This window comes from Brevibacillus schisleri, assembly GCF_055685845.1.
The window spans coordinates 4135479-4160480 of record NZ_JBVNDM010000001.1 but is presented as its reverse complement, the minus strand read 5'-3'; the positions used below and the strand labels follow the sequence as shown (position 1 = coordinate 4160480).

Genomic DNA, 25002 nt, shown 5'->3' with positions numbered 1-25002 from the left:
CAACCAGATGTTTCGTAATGTGGCTGAACTAGTGGAGTTGGCCGAATCTCAGGGGAAGAAGATCTCCGAGGTGATGATTGAAGCAGAAATGGAAGTTTCCCAGCGCAGTCGGGATGCCATTATGCAAGATATGTACGCCAACCTCGATGTGATGGAAAAAGCAGTGCGTCGCGGGCTTACCGAAGATATTCGCTCGCATAGCGGATTGACGGGCGGCGATGCGAAGAAGCTGCAAACATATATGGAGACCAAGACATTTTTGTCCGGTCCTACACTTTTGAATGCTGTCTCGATGTCCGTGGCGGTTAACGAAGTAAACGCAGCAATGGGCACGATTGTCGCAACGCCTACAGCAGGAGCATGCGGCATTGTACCAGGGACGCTGTTTGCCGTATCTGACAAGCTACAGCCGACCCGTGAGGAAATGGTCAACTATTTGTTCACGGCAGGCGCTATCGGGTATTGCATTGCCAATAACGCGTTTATTTCGGGTGCTGCGGGTGGTTGCCAGGCAGAGGTAGGCTCTGCAACAGCTATGGCTGCTGCGGCGATTGTAGAAATGGCTGGCGGTACGCCTGAGGAATCTGCCCAAGCAGTGGCGATCGCATTGAAAAATATGCTCGGTCTGGTCTGTGACCCCGTAGCCGGACTGGTTGAAGTACCATGTGTGAAACGAAATGCGATGGGAGCAGCAATTGCGACGGTAGCCGCAGATATGGCAATGGCAGGTATCAAGAGCGTGATCCCGACAGATGAAGTCATCGAGGCCATGTACCGAATCGGCTGCGCCATGCCGACTACGCTGAAGGAAACCGCACAGGGTGGTCTTGCTGCTACGCAAACGGGCCGCATGATCGAAGCCAAAGTGTTCGGCGTACGGATGGAGAAGTAAGATGGCTGGTGCATATCAATCGCCCGTCTCCCTTTTGCACGGGGTAGGGGAAGAGCGGGCGAAGGCATTTGCAGGACTGGGAATCAACAGCATTGGTGATTTGCTGGAGTATTTCCCGTCTCGCTATGAAGATTACCGTGTGCGCGATTTGACAGAAGTAAAAGACGGAGAGAGGGTCACGCTGGCAGGTACGGTGTACGGCGAACCCTCTGTTCGTTTTTATGGAAAAAGAAAATCACGATTGTCCGTCAAGGTTGTCATGGACCGTGTCGTAGTGACGGCTGTCTGGTTCAATCAGACGTTTGTCAAAAGCAGGCTGTCGCCAGGCAAGGAAATACTCGTCACAGGAAAATGGGACAAGCACAAGCTGCAGATAACTGTGAGCGAAATGACAGAGGTAGACTCCGAACGTGCGACAAAACGAGGCGAGCTCGCCCCTGTCTATCCACTTGGCGGCGATGTGACGCATACACTGCTGCGCAAAACCATTCAACTGGCGTTGCGCCAGTACGGCAAGGAAATTCCTGAAATCCTTCCTGCGGATATCGTGGAGCGCTACCGACTGATGCCGCGGATTCATGCCTTTCATTCGATTCATTTTCCTGAAAATGCGGAAGATGGTCGTCAAGCGCGGCGACGGATTATGTTTGAGGAACTTTTCTTATTCCAATTGAAAATGCAAACATTGCGCAAGATTAATCGGCAACAAACGGAAGGCGTTGCACTGGCGATTCCGATGGAAGAGGTACGGGAATTTGTCAAAGGCTTACCGTTCCCGTTAACAGATGCCCAGAAACGAGTCGTAAAAGAAATATTGGATGACATGCGGGCACCTCATGCGATGAATCGTTTGCTGCAAGGGGACGTAGGCTCGGGGAAAACCGTCGTAGCTGCCATTGCGCTGATTGCTGCGGTGAAAGCAGGTTATCAGGGAGCGCTGATGGTACCGACAGAGATTCTCGCCGAGCAGCATCTGCAGTCGTTGACGAAGCTCTTGTCCGATTACGGCATTCAGGTCGCGCTCTTGTCAGGCTCACTGACGGCGAAACGTAGACGCGAAGTCATCGGCTCTCTGCAAATGGGGTTAATCGATGTCGTAGTTGGTACCCATGCGCTCATTCAGGAGGATGTGTTTTTCTCCCGTCTTGGTCTCGTGATTACGGACGAGCAGCACCGGTTTGGGGTGGAGCAACGGCGAATTTTACGGAATAAAGGCTTGTCGCCTGATGTCTTGTTTATGACTGCGACACCAATTCCGAGAACACTGGCCATTACGGCATTTGGCGACATGGACGTCTCGACGATTGATCAAATGCCTGCGGGGCGCAAACCGATTGAGACGACATGGAAAAAGCATGATCAGTTTCCGGCTGTGCTGGAGCAAATGCGGGATGAGCTGCGCAAAGGACGACAGGCCTACGTTATTTGTCCGCTTATTGAGGAATCCGAAAAGCTCGATGTGCAAAATGCAATTGATGTACATGCTCAGCTCACACACATTTTCCCTGAATTCGGCGTAGGCTTGATGCATGGGCGACTGCCAGCAAAGGAAAAGGATGCCGTCATGCAAGCCTTCCTTGCCGCCGAGCACGCTGTCCTGGTCAGTACAACGGTCGTAGAGGTCGGTGTGAATGTTCCGAATGCCACCTATATGGTGATTTATGATGCGGAGCGGTTTGGTCTTGCTCAGCTTCACCAATTGCGTGGGCGCGTAGGACGTGGCTCTGAACAGTCGTATTGTGTGCTGATCGCCGACCCGAAATCCGAGATCGGAAAAGAGCGGATGCGGGTCATGTGCGAGACGACGGATGGATTTGAGCTGTCGCAGCGCGATTTGGAATTGCGCGGACCGGGTGATTTTTTCGGAACCAAGCAGAGCGGCTTGCCAGAGTTTAAAGTCGCTGATTTATTAAGTGATTACAAAGCGCTGGAGGTAGCGAGACAGGAGACTGTCAAGCTGGTAGCAGAGGATTCTTTCTGGCGGGACGAAAAGTATCACTGGCTGCGTGACTATTTGAAGAATGAGGGCGTACTGGACGGTGTCGTCTTCGATTAAGAAAGGCAGGCCTTCCCACTTCAAGGTGTGGGGAGGCTTTTTCTATTGGGGGGTGAAACCTTAAGCTGGCATTCGACGTCTATCCTCTGTAAGGTAAATTTTTCTAGGAAGCGAGGCGAGTTTTTTGTCTTTGCGAAAAATTCGGGGAATGAGTATGTCCATTGTGTTCGCATTGATTATTTTGACAGGATCCGACTTCGCGCAAGCAACTTCCACGGACAGTCGGATTGCTCAAACTGGCCCATCCCATACAACCAGCCAAACGACAAAGGAATGGAAGCAAAAGGAACTGCCTTACGACTACGCGGCGATGAAAGAAGACGTGGTTATACAGCTAAACGATGCTCCACAGCTTCGCTCTCCTCGAAGAACGGTCGTGGGAACTGTACCACAGGCGTACACCCTCTTTTTTAAAGAAGCCGTGAACCGAGGAACAGTCGAAGCAGCTATCCGCAAAAATGCTCAGGAAGAGACCAAAAAAGAGAACTTGGGATTCGTGGAGCCGATTTTTACGTTTCACTGGGTGCACGATCGCCAACTGCAATTGCTGGCTACGCTTCCTGATACGCTTGCTAAAGACAGAAGCTGGACGGAATATGTTGTAAACGTAGCAGGAGCGAAGACGGTAAAGGGAACCGTGTTTGAAGATACGAACAATTTCTCGGCGGTGGTGTTTGCTCCCGCGCAGATTTGGCGAGTCTCAGTCGATGGCAAGGTGAAAGAAAAAATGACGGACTTTGCCGTCAGGACTCCCATGGAGTTTATCGACGCTCTGGAACGGTATGTGTTGCTGGAGCGATTTACAGAATATTGTGAGTGTGATGCCCGTTTCCCCATGCTGTACTCGATTTATGACACACAGACAAAAGAGCTAACTGCTTATCCAGTGGAGCTCACTGACAATTATAGTGGTGCAGGCGACTTCATGGCAGATCGTCGCGGCTTCTTTTTTGCTCATCCACCGAAAGGGACAGACGTACCGAAAAGCGAGTTTGCCATTCGTGTCAAGGTAGATGGATACGTACATGGAGCCAGCTTTAGCCATGATCGCAAGCATGTATTGATGGCAGTAGGCAAGACTGAACAGAAAAAAGATCTCGATCTGGTCGTGTACGATTTGGCGACTGGAAAAGAACGGCGCCTCCCAGGTGTCATCAAAGGATGGGTTCCAACAGATGAGATGAATGGGCAAGTCCAGCCCGTTCTTTTTATGGATGATGGACGTTACGCGACGTTTGAAATGAGAACAGAGGAAGATAGCTTTGAAGAGCTTCGTCAACGCTACGATTGGCAGTCAGGCAAAGTGATCAGCTGGAATCCACCCGTTCCCAAAGAAGCTTGGTCTGGCTATATCCAGTCGACAGATGGCGCCTATCAAATGTATTGGAATGCAGGGGTGTTTAAGGGCGACGTCAAACTGATGGAAATGAAGCCAGAAGCGATATGGATTCCAGGCACTCACCATTTGGTTTATATCGATTGGGAAAAAGCTGAGCAAGGAACAGAGTCTGTGTCGTCGCTCTTCCTGTTCGATGCCGATCGTAAGCAACAAGCAGTGCTGGTGAAGGGACTGCCAGCAAGTGTATCGATTTTGGGAGCGAGCAACGACGGCAAATGGCTGTATGTCACGACTCCGGATGCATTTGCCCCTTAGGCGCGTCATATTCCGTTGCCAGCATCGATAAAATGATCAGGGATTCGTAAGTATCGCCCGATTTCAGGCAATCGCGCAAGATGCCCTCTATATGAAACCCTTCCGATAGGTAAAGGCTGCGGGCGCGGTCGTTCGTTTCTTTTACATCGAGCCAGAGTCGATGGGCTTTTTGTTCGATGAATGCCCAATGCTTGATCTGACGCAGGATGTTGCGTCCGTAGCCCTCTCCCTTCACTGCGATTGTAATACGCATGAGCTCAATACTTTGATGAGGATTGGTCAGCCCGGCGATGATAACGTAGCCGACGGGGTGGCCTGTTTCTTTTTTTTCGGCGATCATATGGAGGATGTCCGGGTCGCCAAGAGCGTTGTGGTGCCGCTCTTCGCTCCACGGAATAATGAACGGGGTATTCTCTGGCGCATTTTCTACTTCGCATACGAATGGAATGTCTGCCGGTGTTGTGCGGCGCAAGTGGATGGTCATGCGTGTATCTCCTTTTCCTTTAACATTGGCTCACCATGATCAGATTGCCGTCGGGATCGCGGAAGTTGAACCAGTGGCCATGCTGGATAGGAGTGACGACTTCAACTCCGCTCTCTTTGAGAAATGCATAAGAGGCTTCGATATCCTGTGTGTTGAAATGAAACAAGGGGGCATCATCTGTGATGCGCTTCGGAAAGATTTTGCTATCCAGAACGAGCGTCAATCCGCTTTGTAAAGGAATGCAGTATATATGCCCGAACATAATTTCACCGTCTGCGGGAATGTCCAAGAGACGGCAGTACCAGTCGCGTGCGCGCTCGATGTCGCTGACGGCTACAAAAATAGCTCCGATTTGGGGGAGTAGAGGGGAAGTCGTTGTCATTGGGATGAAGCTCCTTTCCATAGTCGTTTTTACAAGGTCGACCCGTCATAATCGTGCACGAAATGTCGGATCGCCCGATTTTGCATCTGCTATTCTAAGGGAGAAAGGGGGGTCATTACCATGGATTTGCTTGTGAAGCTGAATGAGGCTCTGGACTACATCGAAGACCATTTGACAAGCGAGATTGACTATAAAGAAATCGCCAGGGTGGCTTGCTGCTCCGAGTATCACTTCAAAAGGCTGTTTTCTTTTCTCGCTGGTGTTCCGCTATCCGAGTACATCCGGCGCCGACGCATTACGCTTGCAGCTTTTGAGCTTGCGGACAGCAACGAGCGTGTCATTGACATTGCGATCAAATACGGATACGGATCGGCTGATTCCTTTGCCAGAGCCTTTCAGAATGTGCATGGAGTCACTCCGACAGAAGCCAGACACATCGGCCATTCCTTGAAGGCTTATCCGCGAATGACCTTTCATCTATCCATTAAAGGAGGCAGTGCCATGAACTACCGTATGGAAGAAAAAGAGGCATTTCACATTGTGGGTCTGAAAAAAAGAGTTCCGTTGATTTATCGTGGAGTCAATCCAGAGATTGCGGCTATGTGGGCTTCATTAGATATGGAGATGATTCAGCAACTAAAATCGCTATCCGATGTCGAACCACTTGGACTGATCAGTGCATCCACGAACTTTTCAGAAGGTCGGCTGGAATATGGCGAGCTCGATCACTATATCGGCGTAGCTACTACAAAAGCTTGTCCAGACAATCTGGCCGTACTTGAAGTTCCTGCTTCCACCTGGGCGGTTTTCGAAGCAGTGGGTCCTTTTCCTGATACGCTGCAAGATGTCTGGGCCCGGATTTATTCGGAATGGTTTTTATCCTCCGGTTATGAACAGGCTGAGGGTCCTGAGATTTTGTGGAACGAAAACAAAGACACTTCATCACCAACATTTCGAAGCGAAATTTGGATTCCTGTCGTGAAAAAGTAACCCCTTATTGGATTCGCTCTCGTTTGCGGAACACCTACCGACGTGTGCTTATCTGGAAAGAAATAATTACCAGCTTTTTTTTGCGCGAGACAGGAATAAAAGCGAACGTTTGTTTGCTATAATAAGAACAAAGCAACAAGAGAACATAAGTTCTTATTTAGGGGATGATCGTGTGTCCAATGCGAACAAGCGGATCGTGTTTTTGATCGACATGCAGAGCTTTTATGCCAGTATCGAGAAAGGGGCCAATCCAGAGCTGCGAAACAAACCGATTGTCGTCGCGGGTGATCCAGAGCGGCGTAGCGGAGTCGTGCTGGCAGCGTGCCCGATTGCCAAGTCATACGGAGTGGTCGCGGCCGAAGCGCTGTGGCAGGCGCAGCAGAAGTGTCGCCAGCTCGTCGTTGTTCGTCCGCGCATGGAGATGTACATTCGCATCTCCATGCAAATCACTCGCATATTCGAGGCATTTACTGACAAGGTGGAGCCGTACTCGATCGATGAGCAGTTTCTCGACGTGACAGGCAGCGTCCACCTGTTTGGTGATCCGTTGCAGATGGCTGCACAGATTCGGCAGCGCGTTTGGATGGAGACGGGAATCAACTGTCGGGTAGGCATCGGAGAGAACAAGGTACTGGCCAAGATGGCCTGCGATAATTTCGCCAAGAAACGGGAAGAAGGCGTTTTTTGGCTCAAGCGGGAAACGTTAGCGGATACGCTTTGGAAGCTTCCGATTGAAAAGCTGTTCGGAGTAGGCTCACGCATGAAGCGGCATTTTCATCGAATGGGCGTCTATCAGATCGGGCAGCTTGCAGATATGAGGCCAGCCATCCTCACCCGACATTGGGGAGTGAACGGGGAAGTGCTGTGGCGCACGGCTCACGGAATCGACGATTCACCCGTGGCTTTGGATTCCTATGATTCGCAAAAAGGGATCGGTCATCACATGACGTTGCCGCGGGATTACCATACAGCAGCGGAAATCAAAGTGGTGCTTTTAGAGCTGTGCGAAGAAGTGTGCCGTCGGGCGCGGAAAAAGGAGCTGATGGGCTCCGTTCTGTCTGTGGGCTGTCGTGGGGCCGATTTGGCTGCTGGAACGGGCTTTGGACGGCAGATGAAGCTTACGGAACAGACGAATGATGCCATGACTTTGTACGAAGCGGCCTGCTTTCTGTTTGACCGTCATTGGCAGGAAACGCCCGTCCGCAGTATCGGGGTCAATCTGGGGCAGCTTGTCCCTGACAACGTGGTGCAACTCAATCTGTTTACGGACAATCACAAGCGGCGTTCGTTGGCACAAGCCATGGATGATATCCGGAGCCGATACGGCCAGGACGCCATCCTGCGCGCCGCCTCTGTGTTGGATGCGGGACAGGCGAAAGAGCGCGCGCGTAAGATCGGAGGACACTACAAGTGACGGAGCCGATGGTGTCTGACGAGCAGGAATTGATACGCCAGTATATTTTATTTGGCATTTTGTTTCGGGCAGTCATGGCCGATCTGGGGCAGATGCGGATTGTGCCGTTGAAGTTTTCTTATCAGATGATGTTCGATGAGCTCTCGCGGTGGGCGGAGCGGCAGCATCACCAGCTACGTCACATCTTGCGGCAGAGAGGGTGCACAGTCGTCAGTTCACGACGTCAGGGACATATGTATGTCGTCCACTATCGACAACGCGGGTATGCGCGAGAAGCGATCTATACGATTGAGGTATTGCGGGCAGAGTGTCAGGAGCTCGTCCATTTGTGGACCCGATATGAACAGCGAGGAGAGAACAAGCAATGAGGGAAAAACGCGTGTCCAAAAAGGAAAATGTATTCGTGGCCAGTCGGTTTGTGCTGCCTGAGCATCGGGAAATGTATTTGCGCATCAAGGAAGAAGAGCGCCGCTATGTACCACCCGAGCTGGATCAGGAGCAGCTCAGCGCCTTGAGCGAGCTGGTATGGCAGGCGTTCCAGACAGAGAGCATCCTGACGCTGACCTATTATGACGGGCGAGAGCCGCGACGTCTGTCTGCCCACATTATCCATATTGATCAAGCGGCGAGACGCCTCAAGCTTCGGGCAGGCTCCGATATTCACTGGGTTCCTTTTGCCCGACTGCTGCATGTGGAGCTGGCAGCGAGCTTCTAAATCGAGGAAATGCAGGTACATGATGGGCAAGACATGAGAATTACTCAAGAAATCGGCAAAAATAGGCCTCTTTTTCAAAAGCAAGCGGCAAAAAACAGCGTGCCGCGTTGAAACGGTGTGTGCGAGGAAGATGTGAGATTCCTGAAACGAAAAGCGGTCAAAAACAGCCGTTTTTCGTGTTTTTTTGGCTTACACGGATTTTGCCAGAAGGGAGGTTTCCCTGTATTGTTAGATTATCTTTTGAAGCATATATTTGACGGATAGAACAAAGGAGATTTTACATGCTAGCACAAGAAATGGGTGTCATATTCACCAAGCACGCCGATCAGATTACTTCCAAGCGTTGGGGAGAATTCATGCAACAATTGGAGGAAAAAGGCCTGTACGTGCTCATTGAGACAGACACGATCGGAAGAGTGATGAGTCCATTGGGCGGATTGATGCCCATGCCGTGTAAAAGTGAGACGCTCCATATTGTGACAGCTAATGAGCTGGAGCAGCGTGGCTTGCCGCTCGGTCACCACATCGTAACGAAAGCGAAAGAAAAAGAAAAAGTAGTCCAACCATAATCCAAAAAAACAACGCAACCTTTCCTGTAGGAGCAAGCTTCCAAGTCGGAAAGGTTTTTTTGTGTGAAAAACGCCTCGATGTTTTTCATAAAGGTGGACATCAGTATCAGTGACAAAACCCGCTAGGAAAGTCAGCCAAAGCGGGTTTTGTTTAGGTATGGGCGCAAACTTCGTTCAGTTGTCTGCTTTTTTAGTCGAAGGGACGTGACGGAATAGCTTAGTCATGCACACCCACGCGATGAGTGGGCCGATTCCGATACACAGAATCAACCAGTTCAGTGTAAGAGGAGAGACGCTCAAGGACGTTACTAGCAGAAAGATCAAAATCCCCACCAGCCGACCAACGTCCAGAGCAAACTCTCGGAGCACGACATACTCGACCCGATTGCGTGCGCTCTCTTCGTTCGTGCCAATCAGATCAAAAATCGTGGAGAGCATGGGCACAGAAAACAGCGGATAAGCGATGGACACCGCAATTCCAAAAATAAGCAGAGTCGTAAAGCTCACCTGCCAAAAAAATACGAAGAGAATCCCCCACATGATGACAGAGCCAGTGAGCATTCCCCACTTGCGATAGCGAGGAGCGAACCATTTGGCGATCAGAAAGTAGCTCACAAGTCCGACGGCAGATGTAGTCAACCAGTAGTTGCCGAGAGTCATCTCGCTTCTCGTGGAAATGTAGACGAGTAGACCGATCACAAAGCCGAATACACCTTCACGCAGTCCTTGACCAGCCAAAGCCCCTGCCGCCCAGCGCCACTCGGGCTCCTCTCGCAAACAACGTAAGGAAAAGCTCCAGGAATACGTCCCTTCCGATTGACGTTTTTTTAGAAAAAAGCTAATGAACACACCGACGACAAATAGGGCAAGAGAGATCCCAAAAATTAGGGAGTAGCCGCTGTTGCCCGGAAGGCGCGTAATGAGTAAGCCAGATATCCATGGAGCGAGCATACCGCCAATGGAAGCAAGCAACCCTGCCCAACCGTTGAAAAGGTCGCGGTTATCGGCATTCGTGATTTCGAAGTACACCACATTAAACGAAAGCCAGAAAAAACCACTCGCTATACCCTGAACGAGCCCAAGCGGTACGGCATAAGAGACAGCTTTGGGGCCTGCCAGAAGAACGAGCAAATAAAAAAGGGCAGAAACCGCCATTCCGGCACGCAGGACATTCATTTTGTTCAGACGCTTCACATACCAGCCCGCAAGCCAGAAGGTCAGAGCACCCGCAAGATGGGCGGCAAAAGTAAACCAAGCGATCGGTGCAAATTGACTTTTTACCTTCCACAAATAGACGTTTACAAACGTGCCAGAAAGGGAGCCAGCGGCAATAAATACAGCGTTGACCAGGAGCAGCAGCTTGGCTTGATTGTCCAGCCGACCGGATGGCTTTTGCACAGAAGGCTCATGACGCGACATTTTCAGACCAGTGGACTCCTGCATTTGAAGGAAGGATGGAAGGCGTTTTTTTGTTTTTTGTTGCATACGTTCCCTCCGCGCAAAAATAGGACATGAACATAACGTGCCCTACCGCTGCTGCTTTCAACAGGGAAGTGAGGAAACACCATGTTTTCCCAAATGGAAAAGCGAAGGTCGCAATTTTTTGAACGTTATTTCATTTCAAGGAGGAAAAAGACTAGCAGCAAACAAATTAAGAGGGGATAGGCATACGAAAAATAACAGAAGCGAACAGAAAAGAGGTCACGAGATGACGACAACCATTTTCAGAAATGGACGCATTTACACAGGAGATTCCCGGCATTTGTTCGTACAAGCATTAGTCGTTCGAGATGGAATTGTGCATGACTTGGGCAGCGATGCGGACATGCTTCTTCAATACGGAGGTAGTGATGCAACCGTCATAGATCTGCAAGGATATACTGCCACTCCGGGATTGATTGACAGCCATCTGCACTTGGGATGGCTCGGCCTCACCTTTTTGCAGTTGGATTTAAGTAAAGCTCGTTCTAAGGACGAGATGCTGTTTCTCTTGAAAGAAAAAGCACAAGCCACACCAGAAAATACGTGGATACAAGGCTACGGCTGGGATGAGAATGTATTCGCGGATGGTGGCGGCATTCCTACTATCGAAGAGCTTGATCAAGCTGCTCCACATTGCCCGATTCTTCTGGCACGAATATGTGGACATGCGAATTTGGTCAACAGCAAGGCATTGGAGCTATGTGGCTATCATCGTGACATGGAGGTGCCAGCGGGGGGAGTCATTGTACATGATCCTGTGAGTGGAAAGCCAACGGGCATGTTGTTGGAAACGGCCTCCAACCTGATTACGAAGCATATTCCAAGACCTGACTACGATCAGTTGAAGCAAAGCCTGCGCAGCTCGATTCGCTATGCAATGGCGCATGGATTGACAGGGGCACATACGGAGGATTTGCGTGAATTGGGCGGACTTGCGCAAACGTATCGGCTCTATGATGAGCTCATTAATGGTGAAGAGCTTGCGCTGCGCAGTAACCTGCTTGTCTACTATCCGCATATGCATGAGCTGCGCGACTTAAAAATGACGGCAGGTTACGGCAACGCTCACGTGCAAATCGGTGCAGTGAAAATTTTTGCAGATGGGGCATTAGGACGCAGGACGGCTTACCTGTCAGCCCCATACGCTGATGATCCGAGTACCAGCGGTTATCCTGTGCATGAGCAAGGCGAGCTGACAGAGCTGGTTCGACAAGCACGTGGACTCGGGATGCCTATTGCCGTACACACCATTGGCGACAAAGCACTGGAAATGGTGCTGGACAGCTTGGATCAGTTTCCGGCAGTCGCCTATCGGGATCGCCTCATACACACACAAATCTTGCGGCCGGACCTGCTGGACCGCTTGAAGCATCCTCATCGGATCGCAGATATCCAACCACGTTTTCTCGCAGGAGACTTCCCGTGGGTAATGGATCGGGTAGGACAGGAGCGGATTCAACACTCGTACATCTGGAAAACGATGATGGATTATGGAATCATTTGCGCCGCGGGCTCGGATACACCTGTAGAACCAATCGATCCGCTGTTGGGGATACACGCAGCCGTCACGCGCAAAGCACCGGGAGACACGCACGATGGATACTTCCCGCAAGAAAAACTGACGATGGAGGAAGCCATTCATCTGTTTACATTGGGCAGTGCACAGGTGACCAACGAGGACCATGTCAAAGGCACGCTGTCTCGAGGAAAATATGCGGATCTGACCGTCTATTCCAAAGACCTGTTTACCATCGATCCAGACGAGCTGCTCTCGACAAAGGTCATGATGACCATCATTGGCGGGAAAGTTTGCTATACATCTTGAAAACATAACCCGAAAATCAGAGCAGCGGCTGCCCAGGACAAGAAAGGAAAGTCCTGGGCTGTCGCTGTTTTATGGAACGATCTACTGTTAAGACATACTGGCCAGATGCTCCTCAAGACGATCCATGGCCTGTTCGGCACCTGGGACGGCGTATATTTTCACCTTGTCGAATACTGCGGCAGTTTCTTCAAAAACGGTGCGATAAGTGAGGTTGGTCTTGCCATCCAGATCCTCAAAGATGGCTGTCGCTTGAAAATGAGGAAACACAGTATGCTTGAAGACGATTCGCTCGAGATTAACAACCTCGACAAAGACGTTGGTGTTGGGAAAATCAACGCCATCAGGACCGTGCATGATAAACTGCCATGTACCGCCCGGTTTTAGATCAAACTTCTCTGAAGTCATCGTAAAACCCAGAGGCCCCCACCACTTCGACAGGTTCTCCTCTTTCGTCCAAGCATCAAACACGAGATTGCGTGGAGCATCCAACACGCGGATGATCACAATCTCGCACTCGCCTACTTGCGTTGCAATTTTGTTTGATTCGCTGTTTTGGTTCATGTCCATCCCTCCATATTTTCCATCATAGCAAATAAATCAGGGATGGATTTCTTTCAGATTGCTCTCTTGCATAACCCATACGCAAAACCCGACTCAGGATAAGTGAGTCGGGTTTTTTGTCAGCTGCTTTGGGCGCAGCAAGCTCTTCACATCGATTTCTGCAATCAGCACACTGATCAAAACGAGACCTGCGCCTATGTACCCGCGAACAGACAGTGTTTCGCCTGTGACCAGGAAGGCAAACAAGGCAGCGAAGACTGGCTCCAAGGAAAAAATAACACCCGTGTGGGTAGCGGTCGTATATTTTTGGGCCACCGTTTGAACGACAAAGCCAATTGCGCTGCACAGTACGCTAAGGGCGAGCACGGCGATCCAAGCCTCTGTAGTCTGCGGTAGTGTCGGGGTCTCCAGTGCAAATGAAAAAACAATGCCCAGCAGCGCCGTAAAGCCAAGCTGGTAAATTCCCAATTGGATCGTATCCGATTGATTGGCCCATCGGCCTGTTACGGTAATATGTGTAGCGTAAAAGAGTGCGCCAGCGATGCACAATAGGTCTCCTTGGTTGATGCGAAATTCAGCGTTTAGTGTAAGCAGGCCGATACCGATCATGGCCAGTCCAGCGCCGACAAAGACTCTTTTTTCCGGACGGTTTCTCAAGAGAATAGATAAGAGCGGAACAAAGATAACAGTCAAGCTAACGAGAAAACCTGCTTGGGAAGCTGTCGTTGATTTCACTCCGTTCGTGATGGTGGCAAAAACCCCGAAAAGGAGCGCGCCGAGGATGAATGCATGAAGCATTGTTTTTCGATTCGTGCCACGTAATCGTTTATGAAACAAGGCGGCTGCCAATAGAAAAGCAATGCCAAAGCGGATACCGATCAGATTGAAAGTCTCCAAATCCTTTAATCCCATTTGCATAAATACATACGAGGTTCCCCAAAACAGGGTGACCAAAATCATAGCCAAATCGGCTTTTACTTGCGGTTTCATGATGAAATAAGCCTCCTTGCCCGGGAAAAAGCGGGTCCTAATCAGTGTTGCGCCATAAACAGTATACGAGTATCGTTTGAATAAGAAAAATGAATGTTTGTGATGATTTTCATGAATCGGATTCATGTAAAGGGGACGAAGAAGGGTGAGTTTAAACAAGTTTGAGGTAGTGACCACCGTTATTGAGTCAGGGAGCTTAACCAAAGCTGGAGAAATACTAGGTCTAACACAATCAGCGATCAGCCATGCGATTGCGAGTCTGGAACGGGAATTTGGGTTTTCGCTTTTGACCAGAGGACGGTCAGGTATCAGTCTCACGAGTAATGGGGAGCGACTGCTTCCGTACGTGCGTGAGACCTTGCGCTGTCATGAGCGGATGAAACAAGAGGTGTTTGCGATCAATGGGTTGGAGGTCGGGACGGTGAGAATTGGAACCTTCACGAGTGTGTCCACACAATGGCTTCCGGGAATCCTCAAGCGTTTCCAAGACCAGTATCCGGCGATCGAGATTAAGCTGATGGAAGGGTATTACGATGGAATTGAGAGCTGGATTCAAACCGGAGAGATTGATTTTGGCTTCGTCTCCATACCAACAACAGAGGATTTGGAATGGATTCCTTTAAAAAGGGATCAGATGTTTTTGCTGGTGACAGAGGAACACCCGCTCTACAAAGAGGAACGGGTGCATGTGAGCCGACTGGCCGAAGAGACATTTATCATGCCGAAGACGGGCTGTGACAATGATATACAGCGTTTGTTGGCGCAGTACCAGATTGAGCCGCGAATCAAATATGAAGTAGGGGATGATCACGCGATTATTGCCATGGTGCAAAATGGGCTTGGGATCAGCATTCTCCCGGAAATGATTTTGTTTCGCTTGCCCGCCAATATTCGGATGATTCCGCTGGAAGGGGAGCATTACCGTTCGCTGGGGGTGGCAGCAACCTCTTTTGCCAAGCAGTCACCGGCTGCCAAACGCTTCTTGCAGTGTGTAACCGATTGGGTGAACGAGCAACAAGCGTAATTCAGACAGACAAATCGCTCCCGACCTCCTTCGCCAGTGGCTGCTTTCGGACAAAGGGCAGGTACAACAAGAAAAACAACACGAGGGCTACTCCTTCCAACGAAACGATGTACCACGGATACGGGCCCAAAAAGTCAATCAGGCTGGGATTGTCCGGTTTGCGCGAGACAAATAAGTAATTTCCACCGGTCCATTGGTTGACGAAAAGTGCGACGAGCAAAAGCAGGTTTAAAAAGCACATCGTTTTCCAGATCGAACGGACAGTCGGACGGTAGCCTTCTACCCATGTCATGTACAAGCAAGCAAGGACGATTCCCGCGTGGGCTACAAAAAAATGCACAAAGCGAAAATGCGGAAATGGATAAAACAACTCGGGGGTAAGCAATGCCTGCATAGCGCCGCCAATCCCGGCAAAAAACGTAATCTCATACAGTCGGTAGCTTCTCATCATCAGCATCACGGCAGAAAGCAGGAGAGTCACGCTACATAGCTGCAAGGGTAATGTGTAAGCAGCCGTCCAGCTCTCGGTATAAACATGCCAAAGCTGATAACAAACCTCTGATAAAAGCAAGACACCCGCAAGTACGTAACGGGTAGTGAGTCGATTTGTCGGGGCTTGGAGCTTTTGCCGAAAGAAATAGGTGAGCATGACCAGACAGAGCACAAGAATCAAGGTAATAACATGAGAAGAGGAAAACAGTCGAAACGGCTCTCCTGTCAGGAAAAGTGAAAAATAGGGTGAGGTCATGAGGGGCTCCTCTTTGTTTATTATTTTTTATATTTGAAAATTCACGAAATTTTAACAGATAGAAGTTTTTCTGATATAAATCTTTGGTTATAATATAAATAGACTAGTTTACATCATTGAGAGGAGATATAGTCTTGAACTTAGTGCTCACGGAAAAAACATGCAAGTCTTGTCAAGCTCGCTTGACCGAGTATGAAATCGATAACAATGGTGCACTCTGCATGGAATGCTTCAAGGAAGAACAAGGCGAGTAAAAGTAACAGCAAGGCATACGGCAACTGACTGTCTACTGCTATCTAATAATAGACCCTTTCAATCAGGCCCTCTCTTTTCATAGAGAGGGTCTGATTTTTTGCATGTCTTATTCCGGGAGAGGAATGATCAGTTCCATTCTTCGGCTGCCGTCTTTCATGCTTGTTTCAAACAAGATGAGTGTCAGTGTGCTGTTCGGTTCCGCTTTTTTCACTTTCAGTGTATGGGTAAAATCTCCCCAGTCAGGAGCAGCGGTCGAAGCCTGCACGGAACCTTGCGTCAGCTCGTTGTGTCCATCTTCTACGACATAATTGAGTACAGCTTCGAACACGCTCGCCTGTCCTTTGATTTCAAACGTGTCTTGGGCGGTTTTCTTCACAGTGACATTGCGGAAAATATCATTGGCATAGACAGTCTCCTGTTGACCTGGTTGCTCCGTTGGTGGCTTCTCAGGTGTTGTAGGTGGTTGATTGGATCCGGGTGGCTCAGAAGCAGGTGTCTCGGGCTTGGCTGAAGCGGGTGGCTTCTGGTGTTCTGTTGGAGTGGAAGGGCTATCTGTGCCACTCGTGCATCCTTGCAGCAAGCCGATCGTCAACAGCAGCAAAAGCATTTTTTTCATGGTATCCCTCGATTCTGTCTGGTATGAAATGGTACCTACAAATAGTAAGACGTAAAAACAAATAATAGGTTTCAGGTGGATGAGTCTTCCTGTATGAAACTGTGGTAGAATGGAGGGGAAGTAGCAACCATTATTCCTAGAAGGCTGGTCTGATAACAATGGAACAACAGACGTTTCGAGTGGAAAAAGACTTTCTTGGCGAGAAGCAAATTCCAGTAGATGCTTATTATGGCGTGCAAACGATGCGAGCAACGGAAAACTTCCCAATCACCGGGTATCGTCTTCATTTTTCCCTCATCAATGCAATGGCAATGGTAAAAAAAGCAGCTGCGATGGCAAACATGGAAGTTTCCAGATTGAATCCGCGGTTAGGAAATGCGATTGTTGCTGCGGCGGAAGAAATCATGCAAGGAAAATGGCATGATCAATTTATCGTCGATCCGATCCAGGGCGGAGCAGGTACTTCGATTAATATGAATGCCAACGAAGTGATCGCGAACCGTGGTCTTGAGATGCTTGGTGAGAAAAAAGGAGATTATTTCCACTTAAGCCCAAATACACATGTCAACATGTCTCAGTCTACCAACGATGCGTTCCCAACAGCGATTCATATTGCAACACTCACCCTGTTGGAAAAGCTGCTCGTGACGATGGATAAGATGCATGATGCATTTGGCCAAAAAGCAAAAGAATTCGATGATGTCATTAAAATGGGCAGAACGCATTTGCAGGATGCGGTTCCGATTCGCTTAGGCCAAGAATTCGAAGCATACCGTCGGGTGCTTGAACGCGACATCAAGCGTATTAAGCAATCTCGTCAGCATTTATACGAAGTAAATATGGGAGCGACTGCGGTAGGAACGGGTTTGAATGCTGACCCTCGTTACATTACAACAGTAGTCAAGCATCTTGCCGATATCACAGGCTTCCCGCTGACAGGCGCAGAGCATCTCGTGGATGCTACACAAAACACGGATGCGTATACAGAAGTATCAGCAGCACTGAAAGTTTGCATGATGAATATGTCTAAAATCGCGAATGACTTGCGTTTGATGGCATCCGGACCTCGAGCTGGACTGGGGGAAATCTCCTTGCCAGCACGTCAGCCAGGCTCCTCGATCATGCCAGGAAAAGTCAATCCGGTCATGGCAGAACTCATCAACCAAGTAGCGTTTCAGGTCATCGGAAATGACCATACGATTTGTTTGGCATCCGAGGCAGGTCAGCTAGAACTGAACGTGATGGAGCCTGTGCTTGTCTTCAACTTGCTGCAATCGATCAGCATTATGGACAATGCATTCGATGTCTTTACGCGTCACTGCTTGGAAGGAATCGAGGCAAACCGCGAGCGCATGAAAGAATACGTGGAAAAAAGCGTAGGCGTCATCACAGCGGTAAATCCTCATCTCGGTTATGAGACTGCTGCACGCATTGCCCGCGAAGCTATTTTGACAGGAAAGTCTGTACGTGAGCTGTGCTTGCAACACAATGTACTGACAGAAGAAGAACTGGATCTGATTCTCGATCCATTTGAAATGACGCATCCAGGTATTGCTGGAGCATCCTTGCTGGATCGCGACTAAACCCAAAAACTCCCGCGCTTTGCACATGCGAAGCAGCGGGAGTTTTTGCTTGCAACAGGGAGGCTTTCGCTACTTTTTCGGAAGCTGATCCAAGCTCTTGAATTCATAGCCTTGCTTGCGTGCTTCATCGATTATCGTCCCGAGAGCCTCTGCATTGTCTTTGGAGACAGAATGGAGCAGAATAACAGCACCGGGATGTAATTGGGCCATCACATTATCATAAGCGTATTTTGCCCCACGCTGGACTTTGGTATCCCAATCTCTATAGGCGACAGACCAGAAAACATTGGTGTAGCCCAAATCTTTGGTTACAGCAAGTGTGCGATCGCTGAAAATTCCTCTGGGAGGTCGCAAGTACCGCATGTTCGCTTGCCCGATCACTTGCTGGACGGCATCACTTACTTTCGTCAGTTCGTCTTTGATTTTCTGATTCGGTACGGTTGTCATATCGGGGTGGCTCCAGGAATGATTACCGATCAGATGCCCTTCTTTTGCCATTCGCTTTAACAACTCGGGCTGTTCCTTCACAAAGTGCCCTGTCACAAAGAAAATGGCAGGGACCTTTTTGGCGAGAAGGGTATCTAAAATCTTTGGTGTAAAGCCATTCTCGTAACCGTTATCAAACGTCAAGTAAAGCTCTTTTTTCGTGGTATCCCCTAAAAAAACCGCACCGTGACGATCCACAATACTTTTAAAGCCTTCCTCGTTGATAGAGGGTAACTGACCATTCTTGCTCTTTTTAAATCCAAAATGATATGGGTGATCTGGTGAGGCCATAATCGAGTCAACTGGCAAGGCACTTGTAAGCAACAAGCTAACCCCGACCAACAAGCTTTTGATCCATCGTCTGCCCAACAATGAGCTCTCCCTTCTGTTGTGAAAGTCGTGATGTATTGAAGTGGATTCCATCAAAAGTTTGTCCAGTCTACTTCCAAATATGTAACCGGTACGTATGCAACAGCAGCTTGGTAAGTGCATGTGATCCTTGCAAGGGCAAGTTGTGTAAAAGTCTACTGTGAGGACGGGGACAGCTGTCCATACATGAAAAAGGAACTGTTCATATAGTATCAATGTCGACAGTAAAGCTGTTGGCAAATGCCGCCAAGAGATCATCTATAACCAGGAGGTGTAGTTAACATGAACGAATGGTTAGAGCAATTACGTGAGGCACTTGGTGAAGGTGCAGAAGAAATGGAAGTAAAAATTGAATACGAAGATGGCACTACGAAAAAATTATACTTCGGCAATAATGACGACGATGACGATGAAGAAGATGAAGAAGACAATGCCGGAGAAGATTCTGATGCAGACGATTCCGATGAAGAAGATTCTGACGACGAAGATTCCGATGACGCCTAATTGATTTTTATAAGGGGAAAAAGATACGCTTTCATGCGTATCTTTTTTCAGTTGCATTCTGTAATATTAAACATATTTCAAAATGAGGATGGAACAGAAAATGAGCTTTCAAGTGAGCCATCAAATGATAAAAGAATGGTGTGGTCGCCTTTCTTATGAGAGAGGAAAGACTTTTTACCGTTCTGGGAACGTGCTTGTGGAGCATTTTCAACCGGGACCTGCGTGGATCAGAACGACAGTGAACGCCGGAAAAAATAATTATCAGGTCACTATTGAACTGGACGAGTCTGGTATGGCAGCAGTGTGCAGTTGCCCGACTTTGGCGTCGTACGATCAGTACTGCCAACATATCGCAGCCTCCTTGTTAACCATGCGCGATCTACTAGTAGACGAGCATCCTGGCAGCTTTTCCACTTCCGTTACAACGAAACAAGCAGGCATGACAGATCAGCCTGATTCCCAGCTAACAGAGGGATTGTTCGGCTTGTTTGTGGATCGCCCGCTTCGGACAAGCCATCATCGTGTATTGCTGGATTCACGAACAACGCTTGCCTTGGAAATCATATGTAAAATCGTTCGGTATGGCTTTCGCAAAAGCATGATCGGAATAGAGCTGAAGCTAGGGCCAAAGAGATTGTACATCGTAAAGGACATTCGCGCGTTTTTAGAACGGGTGGATAAGCAGCAGGTGTATCAATTCTCCAGCCAATTTACCTATGATCCGAATTTGCATCGTTTTTTGCCAGAGCACGAAGCTATCCTTCGCGAACTCCTGCAAATTTACCGAGCGGAGAAACTATATCGGGAGACAGCAAGCGACCGTTATCAGGAACAGAAGCATGTGGGCGGGGACCGAATTCTTCTCGTACCGCCATTTACCTGGGAGCGATTATTTGCCTTGCTACTCAGTGCCCCGTCTGTTCACATTCAGGATCATGAGCAAATATACCCGACGTTCGTATGTCTAGATGATCGACCGCCACTCCACTTCGAATTTGATCAGACAAAAACAGATCAATATCAGCTGGAAGTGCAGGGCTTCAAGCACATTACTGTCTTGGAAGCTTACGGCCTGCTGCTCGTAGATGGAAAATGGCACAGACTGCCCAAGGAACAATGCCACAGTTTGGCGGAGCTCAAGCACTTGTTGGAATCACATAGCAGTGAGCGGATTCACATTCCCGCTGAAAAAATCGAACCATTCATGGTGCAGATTGTCCCGGCCTTGATGAAACTGGGGAACGTGCATATTGCAAAAGCTGTCTCCGAACGGGTCGTGCAATTCCAGTTAAAAGCCAAGCTGTATCTGGATCGAGTAAGAGACAGACTACTGGCGGGACTGGAGTTTCAATACGGTGATATCGTCATCAATCCGCTCGAAGGCCATGAAGGGGGAGGGCAACGTGGCAGTGAGTTGATTTTGATGCGTGACGGGGAGAAGGAGCGGCAGATTTTAGAGCTGATGGAGGAAAGTGCCTTTACCCGCACGGAAGAGGGGTATTTTCTAGATGATGAGGAGGCTGAGTATGACTTCCTTTATCACGTCGTTCCTAAGCTGGAAAAGCTGTTAAAGGTATACGCGACGACCTCCGTAAAAATCAGGATTCAGCCTCTCCACGTCCCCCCTAAAGTCAAAGTGGATGTGAATGAGCGAACAAATTGGTTGGATTTTCGCTTTGATATGGATGGCATACCCGAGTCTGAGATTCGAGGCATCATCCAATCGGTAGAAGAAAAGCGCAGATATCATCGACTGTCGAATGGAGCGCTTCTGCCGCTTGAAACAAAAGAATTTGAGCAAATCAATCGTTTCTTGGACGAGATGGGCATGCAATACGCTGATCAAATGGGAAGTGGCTTTCAACTGCCTGCTATTTACGGACTGCGTTTGATGGATATACCCATGCAAGGACAGTCTGTTCAGCTAGGAAAATCGTTGCGTCAGTTTTTGGAGAATATGCGAAACCCTGATAATCTGGACTTTCCTGTACCCGAATCTTTGCAGGGGACACTTCGCGATTACCAGAAGTATGGCTATCAGTGGATGAAAACACTGGCACACTACGGCTTTGGGGGAATTCTCGCAGATGATATGGGTCTGGGGAAAACATTGCAAAGCATTACCTTCCTCCTCTCTGTTCTGCCCGAAATCCGAGAACAAAAGCTACCAGCGATTATTGTGGCTCCTGCCTCACTTTTATACAATTGGCACAACGAAATCAAAAAGTTTGCGCCAATGATCCGTAGCGTTATTGTGGATGGCACGAAGGAAGAGCGGACTCAAATCGTAAACGAGCAGTCAGAAATCGATGTGCTTATTACTTCGTATCCGCTCTTGCGTCGTGACCATGAACAGTTCGAGGAGCATTCTTTCCACACCTTGATCTTGGATGAGGCACAGACCTTCAAAAACTATGTCACCCAAACCGCTCAGACAGTCAAACGGATAAAAGCCAAGCATCGCTTTGCGCTTACGGGAACACCTGTGGAAAACAGGATAGAGGAGCTGTGGTCTATCTACGATGCTGTTTTCCCAGAGCTTTTTCCGGCACGAAAGGAATTCCTCGACTTGCCGAGAGAAACGATTGCGAAGCGAACGCGTCCATTTTTATTGCGCAGGCTCAAGTCGGAAGTTTTAAAGGAATTGCCAGCAAAAATTGAAACACTGCAAAGCGCAAAGCTGTTGCCCGAGCAGAAAAAGCTGTATGTCGCCTATTTGGCGCAGCTCCAACAGGAAACAGTGAAGCATCTGTACAATAAAGGCTTTCAAAAAAATCGGATCAAAATTCTCGCAGGCTTGACCAGACTGCGCCAGATATGTTGTCACCCGGCACTGTTCGTCAAAGAGTATGACGGAGGGTCAGCCAAGCTCGAACAGCTATTCGAGATCCTCGGTGAATGCAAAAACGCTGGAAAGCGCGTATTACTCTTTTCTCAATTCACAGAGATGTTGGGGATGATCGGACGTGAGCTGGGCTATCACGGTGTCCCGTTTTTCTATTTGGATGGACAGACACCAGTAGCAGAGAGGTTAGATTTATGCAACCGGTTTAACGAGGGAGAGCGTGATTTGTTCCTCATGTCGTTGAAAGCAGGGGGAACAGGATTGAATGTGACGGGTGCGGACACCGTAATCTTGTATGATCTGTGGTGGAATCCCGCCGTCGAACAACAGGCAGCTGATCGTGCCCATCGCATCGGACAAAAGAATGTCGTCCAAGTGATTAGGCTTGTTGCAGAGGGGACGGTCGAAGAGAAGATGTACGAGCTGCAACAAAAAAAGAAAAACTTGATCGAAGAAATTATTACACCGGGACAAGAGGCAATCTCTTCTTTAACCGAGCAAGAAATACGCGAATTGCTGATGATTTAACAAACAGCTTGACTGCCGCTACCATGCGAGGGGTCAATCTGTTTTTTTGCGAGACTTTATCCCTGTGCGAATAACGAATTGGCAGATTCCCAATGATATTTGTCCGGTTCGAGATAAGGATATAGCGAATAGCTTATGGAGAAGGACGAAGGCATCACCACAGTAGTGTGGGGGGAATGGAATGGAACAATATGTGATTAAGCCATGGGATACCCGAGAAGGGAATGTGGAAACACCGGCTAACTGGGATTTGACAGTGCCACCAGAAGTGGATGCGATCGCAGAACAAGTGATCAAAGAGTATGACATGTCAGTAAAGAGTCGTACACTCATTACTTCCAAGCCAGATAAAGGCGGGGCTATTTGGCGCATCGAGACAGATAAAGGTCCGCGTAGCCTTAAAGTACTGCACCGTACGCCTGAACGGAGTCTCTACAGTGTGGCTTTCCAAGAATACGTTGTCAAACAGGGGGCAAGGGTCCCAGCACTGATTCCTGCCCGAAATGGAAGTCTTTATGTGGAAAAGGGCGGGAAGCTATGGATTGTTACCGATTGGATTGCCTTGCAGCCGGCGACAAAAGTAGATTTGGTAGGCGCGCAAGAGCTTTGCTACGGTCTTGGTGAATTCCATCGCCATTCAAAAGGCTATGTTCCGCCCGCAGGAGCAAAAAACTCCTCCCGTTTATATCGTTGGCCCAATCATTATCAAAAGATTGCCAAAAAAATCGGGTGGATGCGGGAAATAGCAAAAGCCTACAGTGAAACCCCAACAAGTAAATCCATTTTGGCCGTCGTCGATCACTATGAACAGCGAGCATGGGCAGCTTTAGAGAAATTAAAAGCGTCTGCCTATCCGAAAATGATCAAAATGGGAGAGGCGCACTGGGGATTGGTGCACCAAGATTACGGCTGGTCAAATGGTCAAAATGGACCTGGAGGGCTTTGGGTCATCGATCTGGATGGCGTGTCGTACGATTTGCCATTTCGGGATTTGCGCAAGCTCATCACCAGTACAATGGATGATATGGGCGTCTGGGATGTTACCTGGATGCGCGGCATGATTGAAGCCTACCATAAGGCAAATCCACTGGATCGCGAATCGTTTGAAGTACTCTTGAATGACATGGCAGTGCCAAACGAATTTTATAAGCATCTTAAAGAGATGTTTTATGATCCAGCCACCTTCTTGTCGACAGAAGCGGAGGGCATTTTGCAACGAGTACTGACGGGGGATCAAACAAAAGATGCGGCTTTGGCAGAGCTCGCGAAAGACATCAGTAAATACGAACCGGGCAACTATGATCAAATAACAGAAGTGGTTGAACCGCAAAGGTTGGCATCCGATATCAAGGAATTGTTACCTGTTGCGTTGTCCACACCACCAACAACAGAGGCTTTTGTCGAGGAACCGAAAGACAAAAAGGCTACGAAGATCAAAGTGTCTAAGGATAAAGAGTCTAAGGTCAAGGGATCCAAAGACAAATTGTCCAAACTCAAGGAGTCCAAAGACAAAAAGCCTGTAAGTGACAAGGTAGCCAGTTCCCGTCCGACTTCCGAGAAAGCGCTAAATAAACCACAAGAAAGCCAGCAGGAAGAGGCAAGGGTAGAAAATAGCAGCACAACCCGCAGAGGTCCGATCTCATTTTTGGGAAGTGCTCCGTTCACGCCATCAGCACCATTTGCTCCAAGCACAGCACGAAAGCTCGTCCGTCGAAGCAAGAAGCAGGCGATGGGCTCTGCTGTCTCAAAAAGCAGCAAAAAGTCAAGCAAGCCTCTAAGCAAAGTACGGGTCTCTATCGAAGTAAAGGACAAATCACCAAAAGTAAAACCCGCAAGTCAAGCTGGGAAAAACAAAAAAGAAACTGTGTGGACATCTAAACAGCAGTCCCGGACCGTCACTTCCAATAAAAGCAAGAAGGTTGCCAAGACAGCGAAACCAATCCGAAATACGCCGATAAAGAAGCAGCGTCAAAAATCAAAGAAATCGAAAGGCAACTAATGTGAGAAGTCGGTACGGGAAAGGAGAATAC

22 protein-coding genes are annotated in these 25002 nt (G+C 48.8%); 14 read left to right on the top strand and 8 right to left on the bottom strand.

Annotated features, from left to right (window positions below):
• Positions 1 to 7: 7 nt before the first annotated feature.
• The 3 genes from sdaAA (at position 8) to ACUUHJ_RS19535 (ending at position 4602) form a co-directional block, all read left to right on the top strand.
• The gene (sdaAA, locus tag ACUUHJ_RS19545) at positions 8 to 892 is read left to right on the top strand and encodes an L-serine ammonia-lyase, iron-sulfur-dependent, subunit alpha (protein WP_007728344.1); all 885 of its coding nucleotides are present in this window, start codon (positions 8 to 10) and stop codon (positions 890 to 892) included.
• Between the two features lies 1 nt (position 893).
• The gene (gene recG, locus ACUUHJ_RS19540) at positions 894 to 2948 is read left to right on the top strand and encodes an ATP-dependent DNA helicase RecG (protein WP_472299676.1); all 2055 of its coding nucleotides are present in this window, start codon (positions 894 to 896) and stop codon (positions 2946 to 2948) included.
• 154 nt (positions 2949 to 3102) lie between these two features.
• Entirely contained in the window at positions 3103 to 4602 is a 1500-nt protein-coding gene (locus tag ACUUHJ_RS19535) for a hypothetical protein (RefSeq protein ID WP_472301221.1), read from the top strand.
• Here ACUUHJ_RS19535 and ACUUHJ_RS19530 read toward each other — a convergent pair.
• Both ACUUHJ_RS19530 and ACUUHJ_RS19525 read right to left on the bottom strand, forming a co-directional pair.
• On the bottom strand, positions 4574 to 5086 hold the full coding sequence (locus ACUUHJ_RS19530; RefSeq protein ID WP_472299675.1) for a GNAT family N-acetyltransferase: 513 nt from the start codon (positions 5084 to 5086) through the stop codon (positions 4574 to 4576). The two genes, ACUUHJ_RS19535 and ACUUHJ_RS19530, sit on opposite strands and share 29 nt — an antisense overlap.
• Before the next feature lie 19 nt (positions 5087 to 5105).
• Positions 5106 to 5468 carry a VOC family protein gene (locus ACUUHJ_RS19525; RefSeq protein ID WP_289673547.1) on the bottom strand — a complete coding sequence of 121 codons (363 nt, stop codon included), beginning with the start codon at positions 5466 to 5468 and terminating at the stop codon, positions 5106 to 5108.
• A 120-nt stretch (positions 5469 to 5588) separates the two neighbouring features.
• On the opposite strand from ACUUHJ_RS19525, the gene ACUUHJ_RS19520 reads away from it, so the two are divergent.
• The 5 genes from ACUUHJ_RS19520 to ACUUHJ_RS19500 all read left to right on the top strand — a co-directional run bounded on the left by ACUUHJ_RS19520 (position 5589) and on the right by ACUUHJ_RS19500 (position 9156).
• Complete coding sequence (locus tag ACUUHJ_RS19520; RefSeq protein WP_472299674.1) at positions 5589 to 6458, top strand: AraC family transcriptional regulator; 870 nt, start codon at positions 5589 to 5591, stop codon at positions 6456 to 6458.
• 172 nt (positions 6459 to 6630) lie between these two features.
• Positions 6631 to 7872, top strand: coding sequence for a DNA polymerase IV (locus tag ACUUHJ_RS19515; RefSeq protein ID WP_472299673.1), 1242 nt, complete (start codon positions 6631 to 6633; stop codon positions 7870 to 7872).
• Positions 7869 to 8240: a YhjD family protein gene (locus ACUUHJ_RS19510; protein WP_472299672.1), complete on the top strand. Its 372-nt coding sequence runs from the start codon at positions 7869 to 7871 to the stop codon at positions 8238 to 8240. The genes ACUUHJ_RS19515 and ACUUHJ_RS19510 overlap by 4 nt, the downstream gene beginning before the upstream one ends.
• Positions 8237 to 8587, top strand: a complete 351-nt coding sequence (locus ACUUHJ_RS19505; RefSeq protein WP_015891970.1) for a YolD-like family protein — start codon at positions 8237 to 8239, stop codon at positions 8585 to 8587. Before ACUUHJ_RS19510 ends, ACUUHJ_RS19505 begins: the two co-directional genes overlap by 4 nt.
• Before the next feature lie 281 nt (positions 8588 to 8868).
• Positions 8869 to 9156, top strand: coding sequence for a hypothetical protein (locus ACUUHJ_RS19500; RefSeq protein WP_188068763.1), 288 nt, complete (start codon positions 8869 to 8871; stop codon positions 9154 to 9156).
• A 174-nt stretch (positions 9157 to 9330) separates the two neighbouring features.
• On the opposite strand, the gene ACUUHJ_RS19495 is transcribed toward ACUUHJ_RS19500, so the two are convergent.
• A complete protein-coding gene (locus tag ACUUHJ_RS19495) occupies positions 9331 to 10641 on the bottom strand; it encodes an MFS transporter (RefSeq protein WP_472299671.1) in 1311 nt (436 codons plus the stop codon).
• Positions 10642 to 10864: 223 nt separating this feature from the next.
• Between ACUUHJ_RS19495 and ACUUHJ_RS19490 the strand changes: the two genes are divergently transcribed.
• A complete protein-coding gene (locus ACUUHJ_RS19490; protein WP_472299670.1) occupies positions 10865 to 12463 on the top strand; it encodes an amidohydrolase in 1599 nt (532 codons plus the stop codon).
• A gap of 87 nt (positions 12464 to 12550) precedes the next feature.
• Here ACUUHJ_RS19490 and ACUUHJ_RS19485 read toward each other — a convergent pair whose 3' ends face one another.
• Together ACUUHJ_RS19485 and ACUUHJ_RS19480 are read right to left on the bottom strand one after the other, a co-directional pair.
• A complete protein-coding gene (locus ACUUHJ_RS19485) occupies positions 12551 to 13024 on the bottom strand; it encodes an SRPBCC family protein (protein WP_472299669.1) in 474 nt (157 codons plus the stop codon).
• Between the two features lie 93 nt (positions 13025 to 13117).
• A complete protein-coding gene (locus ACUUHJ_RS19480; RefSeq protein WP_472299668.1) occupies positions 13118 to 14014 on the bottom strand; it encodes a DMT family transporter in 897 nt (298 codons plus the stop codon).
• A gap of 145 nt (positions 14015 to 14159) precedes the next feature.
• On the opposite strand from ACUUHJ_RS19480, the gene ACUUHJ_RS19475 reads away from it, so the two are divergent.
• Positions 14160 to 15038, top strand: coding sequence for a LysR family transcriptional regulator (locus ACUUHJ_RS19475; RefSeq protein ID WP_472299667.1), 879 nt, complete (start codon positions 14160 to 14162; stop codon positions 15036 to 15038).
• Between the two features lies 1 nt (position 15039).
• Here the strand turns inward: ACUUHJ_RS19475 and ACUUHJ_RS19470 are convergent, their stop codons facing one another.
• Both ACUUHJ_RS19470 and ACUUHJ_RS19465 read right to left on the bottom strand, forming a co-directional pair.
• Complete coding sequence (locus ACUUHJ_RS19470; protein WP_472299666.1) at positions 15040 to 15786, bottom strand: YwaF family protein; 747 nt, start codon at positions 15784 to 15786, stop codon at positions 15040 to 15042.
• A gap of 361 nt (positions 15787 to 16147) precedes the next feature.
• Positions 16148 to 16657 carry a Gmad2 immunoglobulin-like domain-containing protein gene (locus ACUUHJ_RS19465; protein ID WP_289673537.1) on the bottom strand — a complete coding sequence of 170 codons (510 nt, stop codon included), beginning with the start codon at positions 16655 to 16657 and terminating at the stop codon, positions 16148 to 16150.
• A 158-nt stretch (positions 16658 to 16815) separates the two neighbouring features.
• Between ACUUHJ_RS19465 and aspA the strand changes: the two genes are divergently transcribed.
• Positions 16816 to 18240 carry an aspartate ammonia-lyase gene (gene aspA / locus ACUUHJ_RS19460; protein WP_015891960.1) on the top strand — a complete coding sequence of 475 codons (1425 nt, stop codon included), beginning with the start codon at positions 16816 to 16818 and terminating at the stop codon, positions 18238 to 18240.
• A 69-nt stretch (positions 18241 to 18309) separates the two neighbouring features.
• On the opposite strand, the gene pdaA is transcribed toward aspA, so the two are convergent.
• The gene (pdaA, locus tag ACUUHJ_RS19455) at positions 18310 to 19095 is read right to left on the bottom strand and encodes a delta-lactam-biosynthetic de-N-acetylase (RefSeq protein ID WP_087347919.1); all 786 of its coding nucleotides are present in this window, start codon (positions 19093 to 19095) and stop codon (positions 18310 to 18312) included.
• Between the two features lie 282 nt (positions 19096 to 19377).
• Between pdaA and ACUUHJ_RS19450 the strand changes: the two genes are divergently transcribed.
• From ACUUHJ_RS19450 to ACUUHJ_RS19440, 3 genes are all read left to right on the top strand, one after another.
• Entirely contained in the window at positions 19378 to 19599 is a 222-nt protein-coding gene (locus ACUUHJ_RS19450; RefSeq protein WP_064200637.1) for a hypothetical protein, read from the top strand.
• Between the two features lie 100 nt (positions 19600 to 19699).
• Entirely contained in the window at positions 19700 to 22972 is a 3273-nt protein-coding gene (locus ACUUHJ_RS19445) for a DEAD/DEAH box helicase (protein ID WP_472299665.1), read from the top strand.
• Between the two features lie 181 nt (positions 22973 to 23153).
• Positions 23154 to 24971, top strand: a complete 1818-nt coding sequence (locus ACUUHJ_RS19440) for a CotS family spore coat protein (protein ID WP_472299664.1) — start codon at positions 23154 to 23156, stop codon at positions 24969 to 24971.
• Positions 24972 to 25002: the final 31 nt, after the last annotated feature.

What these genes read in the sequence shown, in the direction of transcription:
- sdaAA (WP_007728344.1), top strand. Translation starts at nt 8, where the DNA reads ATGTTTCGTAATGTGGCTGAACTAGTGGAGTTGGCCGAATCTCAGGGG.
- recG (WP_472299676.1), top strand. Translation starts at nt 894, where the DNA reads ATGGCTGGTGCATATCAATCGCCCGTCTCCCTTTTGCACGGGGTAGGG.
- ACUUHJ_RS19535 (WP_472301221.1), top strand. Translation starts at nt 3,103, where the DNA reads ATGTCCATTGTGTTCGCATTGATTATTTTGACAGGATCCGACTTCGCG.
- ACUUHJ_RS19530 (WP_472299675.1), bottom strand. Translation starts at nt 5,086, where the DNA reads ATGACCATCCACTTGCGCCGCACAACACCGGCAGACATTCCATTCGTA.
- ACUUHJ_RS19525 (WP_289673547.1), bottom strand. Translation starts at nt 5,468, where the DNA reads ATGACAACGACTTCCCCTCTACTCCCCCAAATCGGAGCTATTTTTGTA.
- ACUUHJ_RS19520 (WP_472299674.1), top strand. Translation starts at nt 5,589, where the DNA reads ATGGATTTGCTTGTGAAGCTGAATGAGGCTCTGGACTACATCGAAGAC.
- ACUUHJ_RS19505 (WP_015891970.1), top strand. Translation starts at nt 8,237, where the DNA reads ATGAGGGAAAAACGCGTGTCCAAAAAGGAAAATGTATTCGTGGCCAGT.
- ACUUHJ_RS19500 (WP_188068763.1), top strand. Translation starts at nt 8,869, where the DNA reads ATGCTAGCACAAGAAATGGGTGTCATATTCACCAAGCACGCCGATCAG.
- ACUUHJ_RS19495 (WP_472299671.1), bottom strand. Translation starts at nt 10,641, where the DNA reads ATGCAACAAAAAACAAAAAAACGCCTTCCATCCTTCCTTCAAATGCAG.
- ACUUHJ_RS19490 (WP_472299670.1), top strand. Translation starts at nt 10,865, where the DNA reads ATGACGACAACCATTTTCAGAAATGGACGCATTTACACAGGAGATTCC.
- ACUUHJ_RS19485 (WP_472299669.1), bottom strand. Translation starts at nt 13,024, where the DNA reads ATGAACCAAAACAGCGAATCAAACAAAATTGCAACGCAAGTAGGCGAG.
- ACUUHJ_RS19480 (WP_472299668.1), bottom strand. Translation starts at nt 14,014, where the DNA reads ATGAAACCGCAAGTAAAAGCCGATTTGGCTATGATTTTGGTCACCCTG.
- ACUUHJ_RS19470 (WP_472299666.1), bottom strand. Translation starts at nt 15,786, where the DNA reads ATGACCTCACCCTATTTTTCACTTTTCCTGACAGGAGAGCCGTTTCGA.
- ACUUHJ_RS19465 (WP_289673537.1), bottom strand. Translation starts at nt 16,657, where the DNA reads ATGAAAAAAATGCTTTTGCTGCTGTTGACGATCGGCTTGCTGCAAGGA.
- aspA (WP_015891960.1), top strand. Translation starts at nt 16,816, where the DNA reads ATGGAACAACAGACGTTTCGAGTGGAAAAAGACTTTCTTGGCGAGAAG.
- ACUUHJ_RS19450 (WP_064200637.1), top strand. Translation starts at nt 19,378, where the DNA reads ATGAACGAATGGTTAGAGCAATTACGTGAGGCACTTGGTGAAGGTGCA.
- ACUUHJ_RS19445 (WP_472299665.1), top strand. Translation starts at nt 19,700, where the DNA reads ATGAGCTTTCAAGTGAGCCATCAAATGATAAAAGAATGGTGTGGTCGC.
- ACUUHJ_RS19440 (WP_472299664.1), top strand. Translation starts at nt 23,154, where the DNA reads ATGGAACAATATGTGATTAAGCCATGGGATACCCGAGAAGGGAATGTG.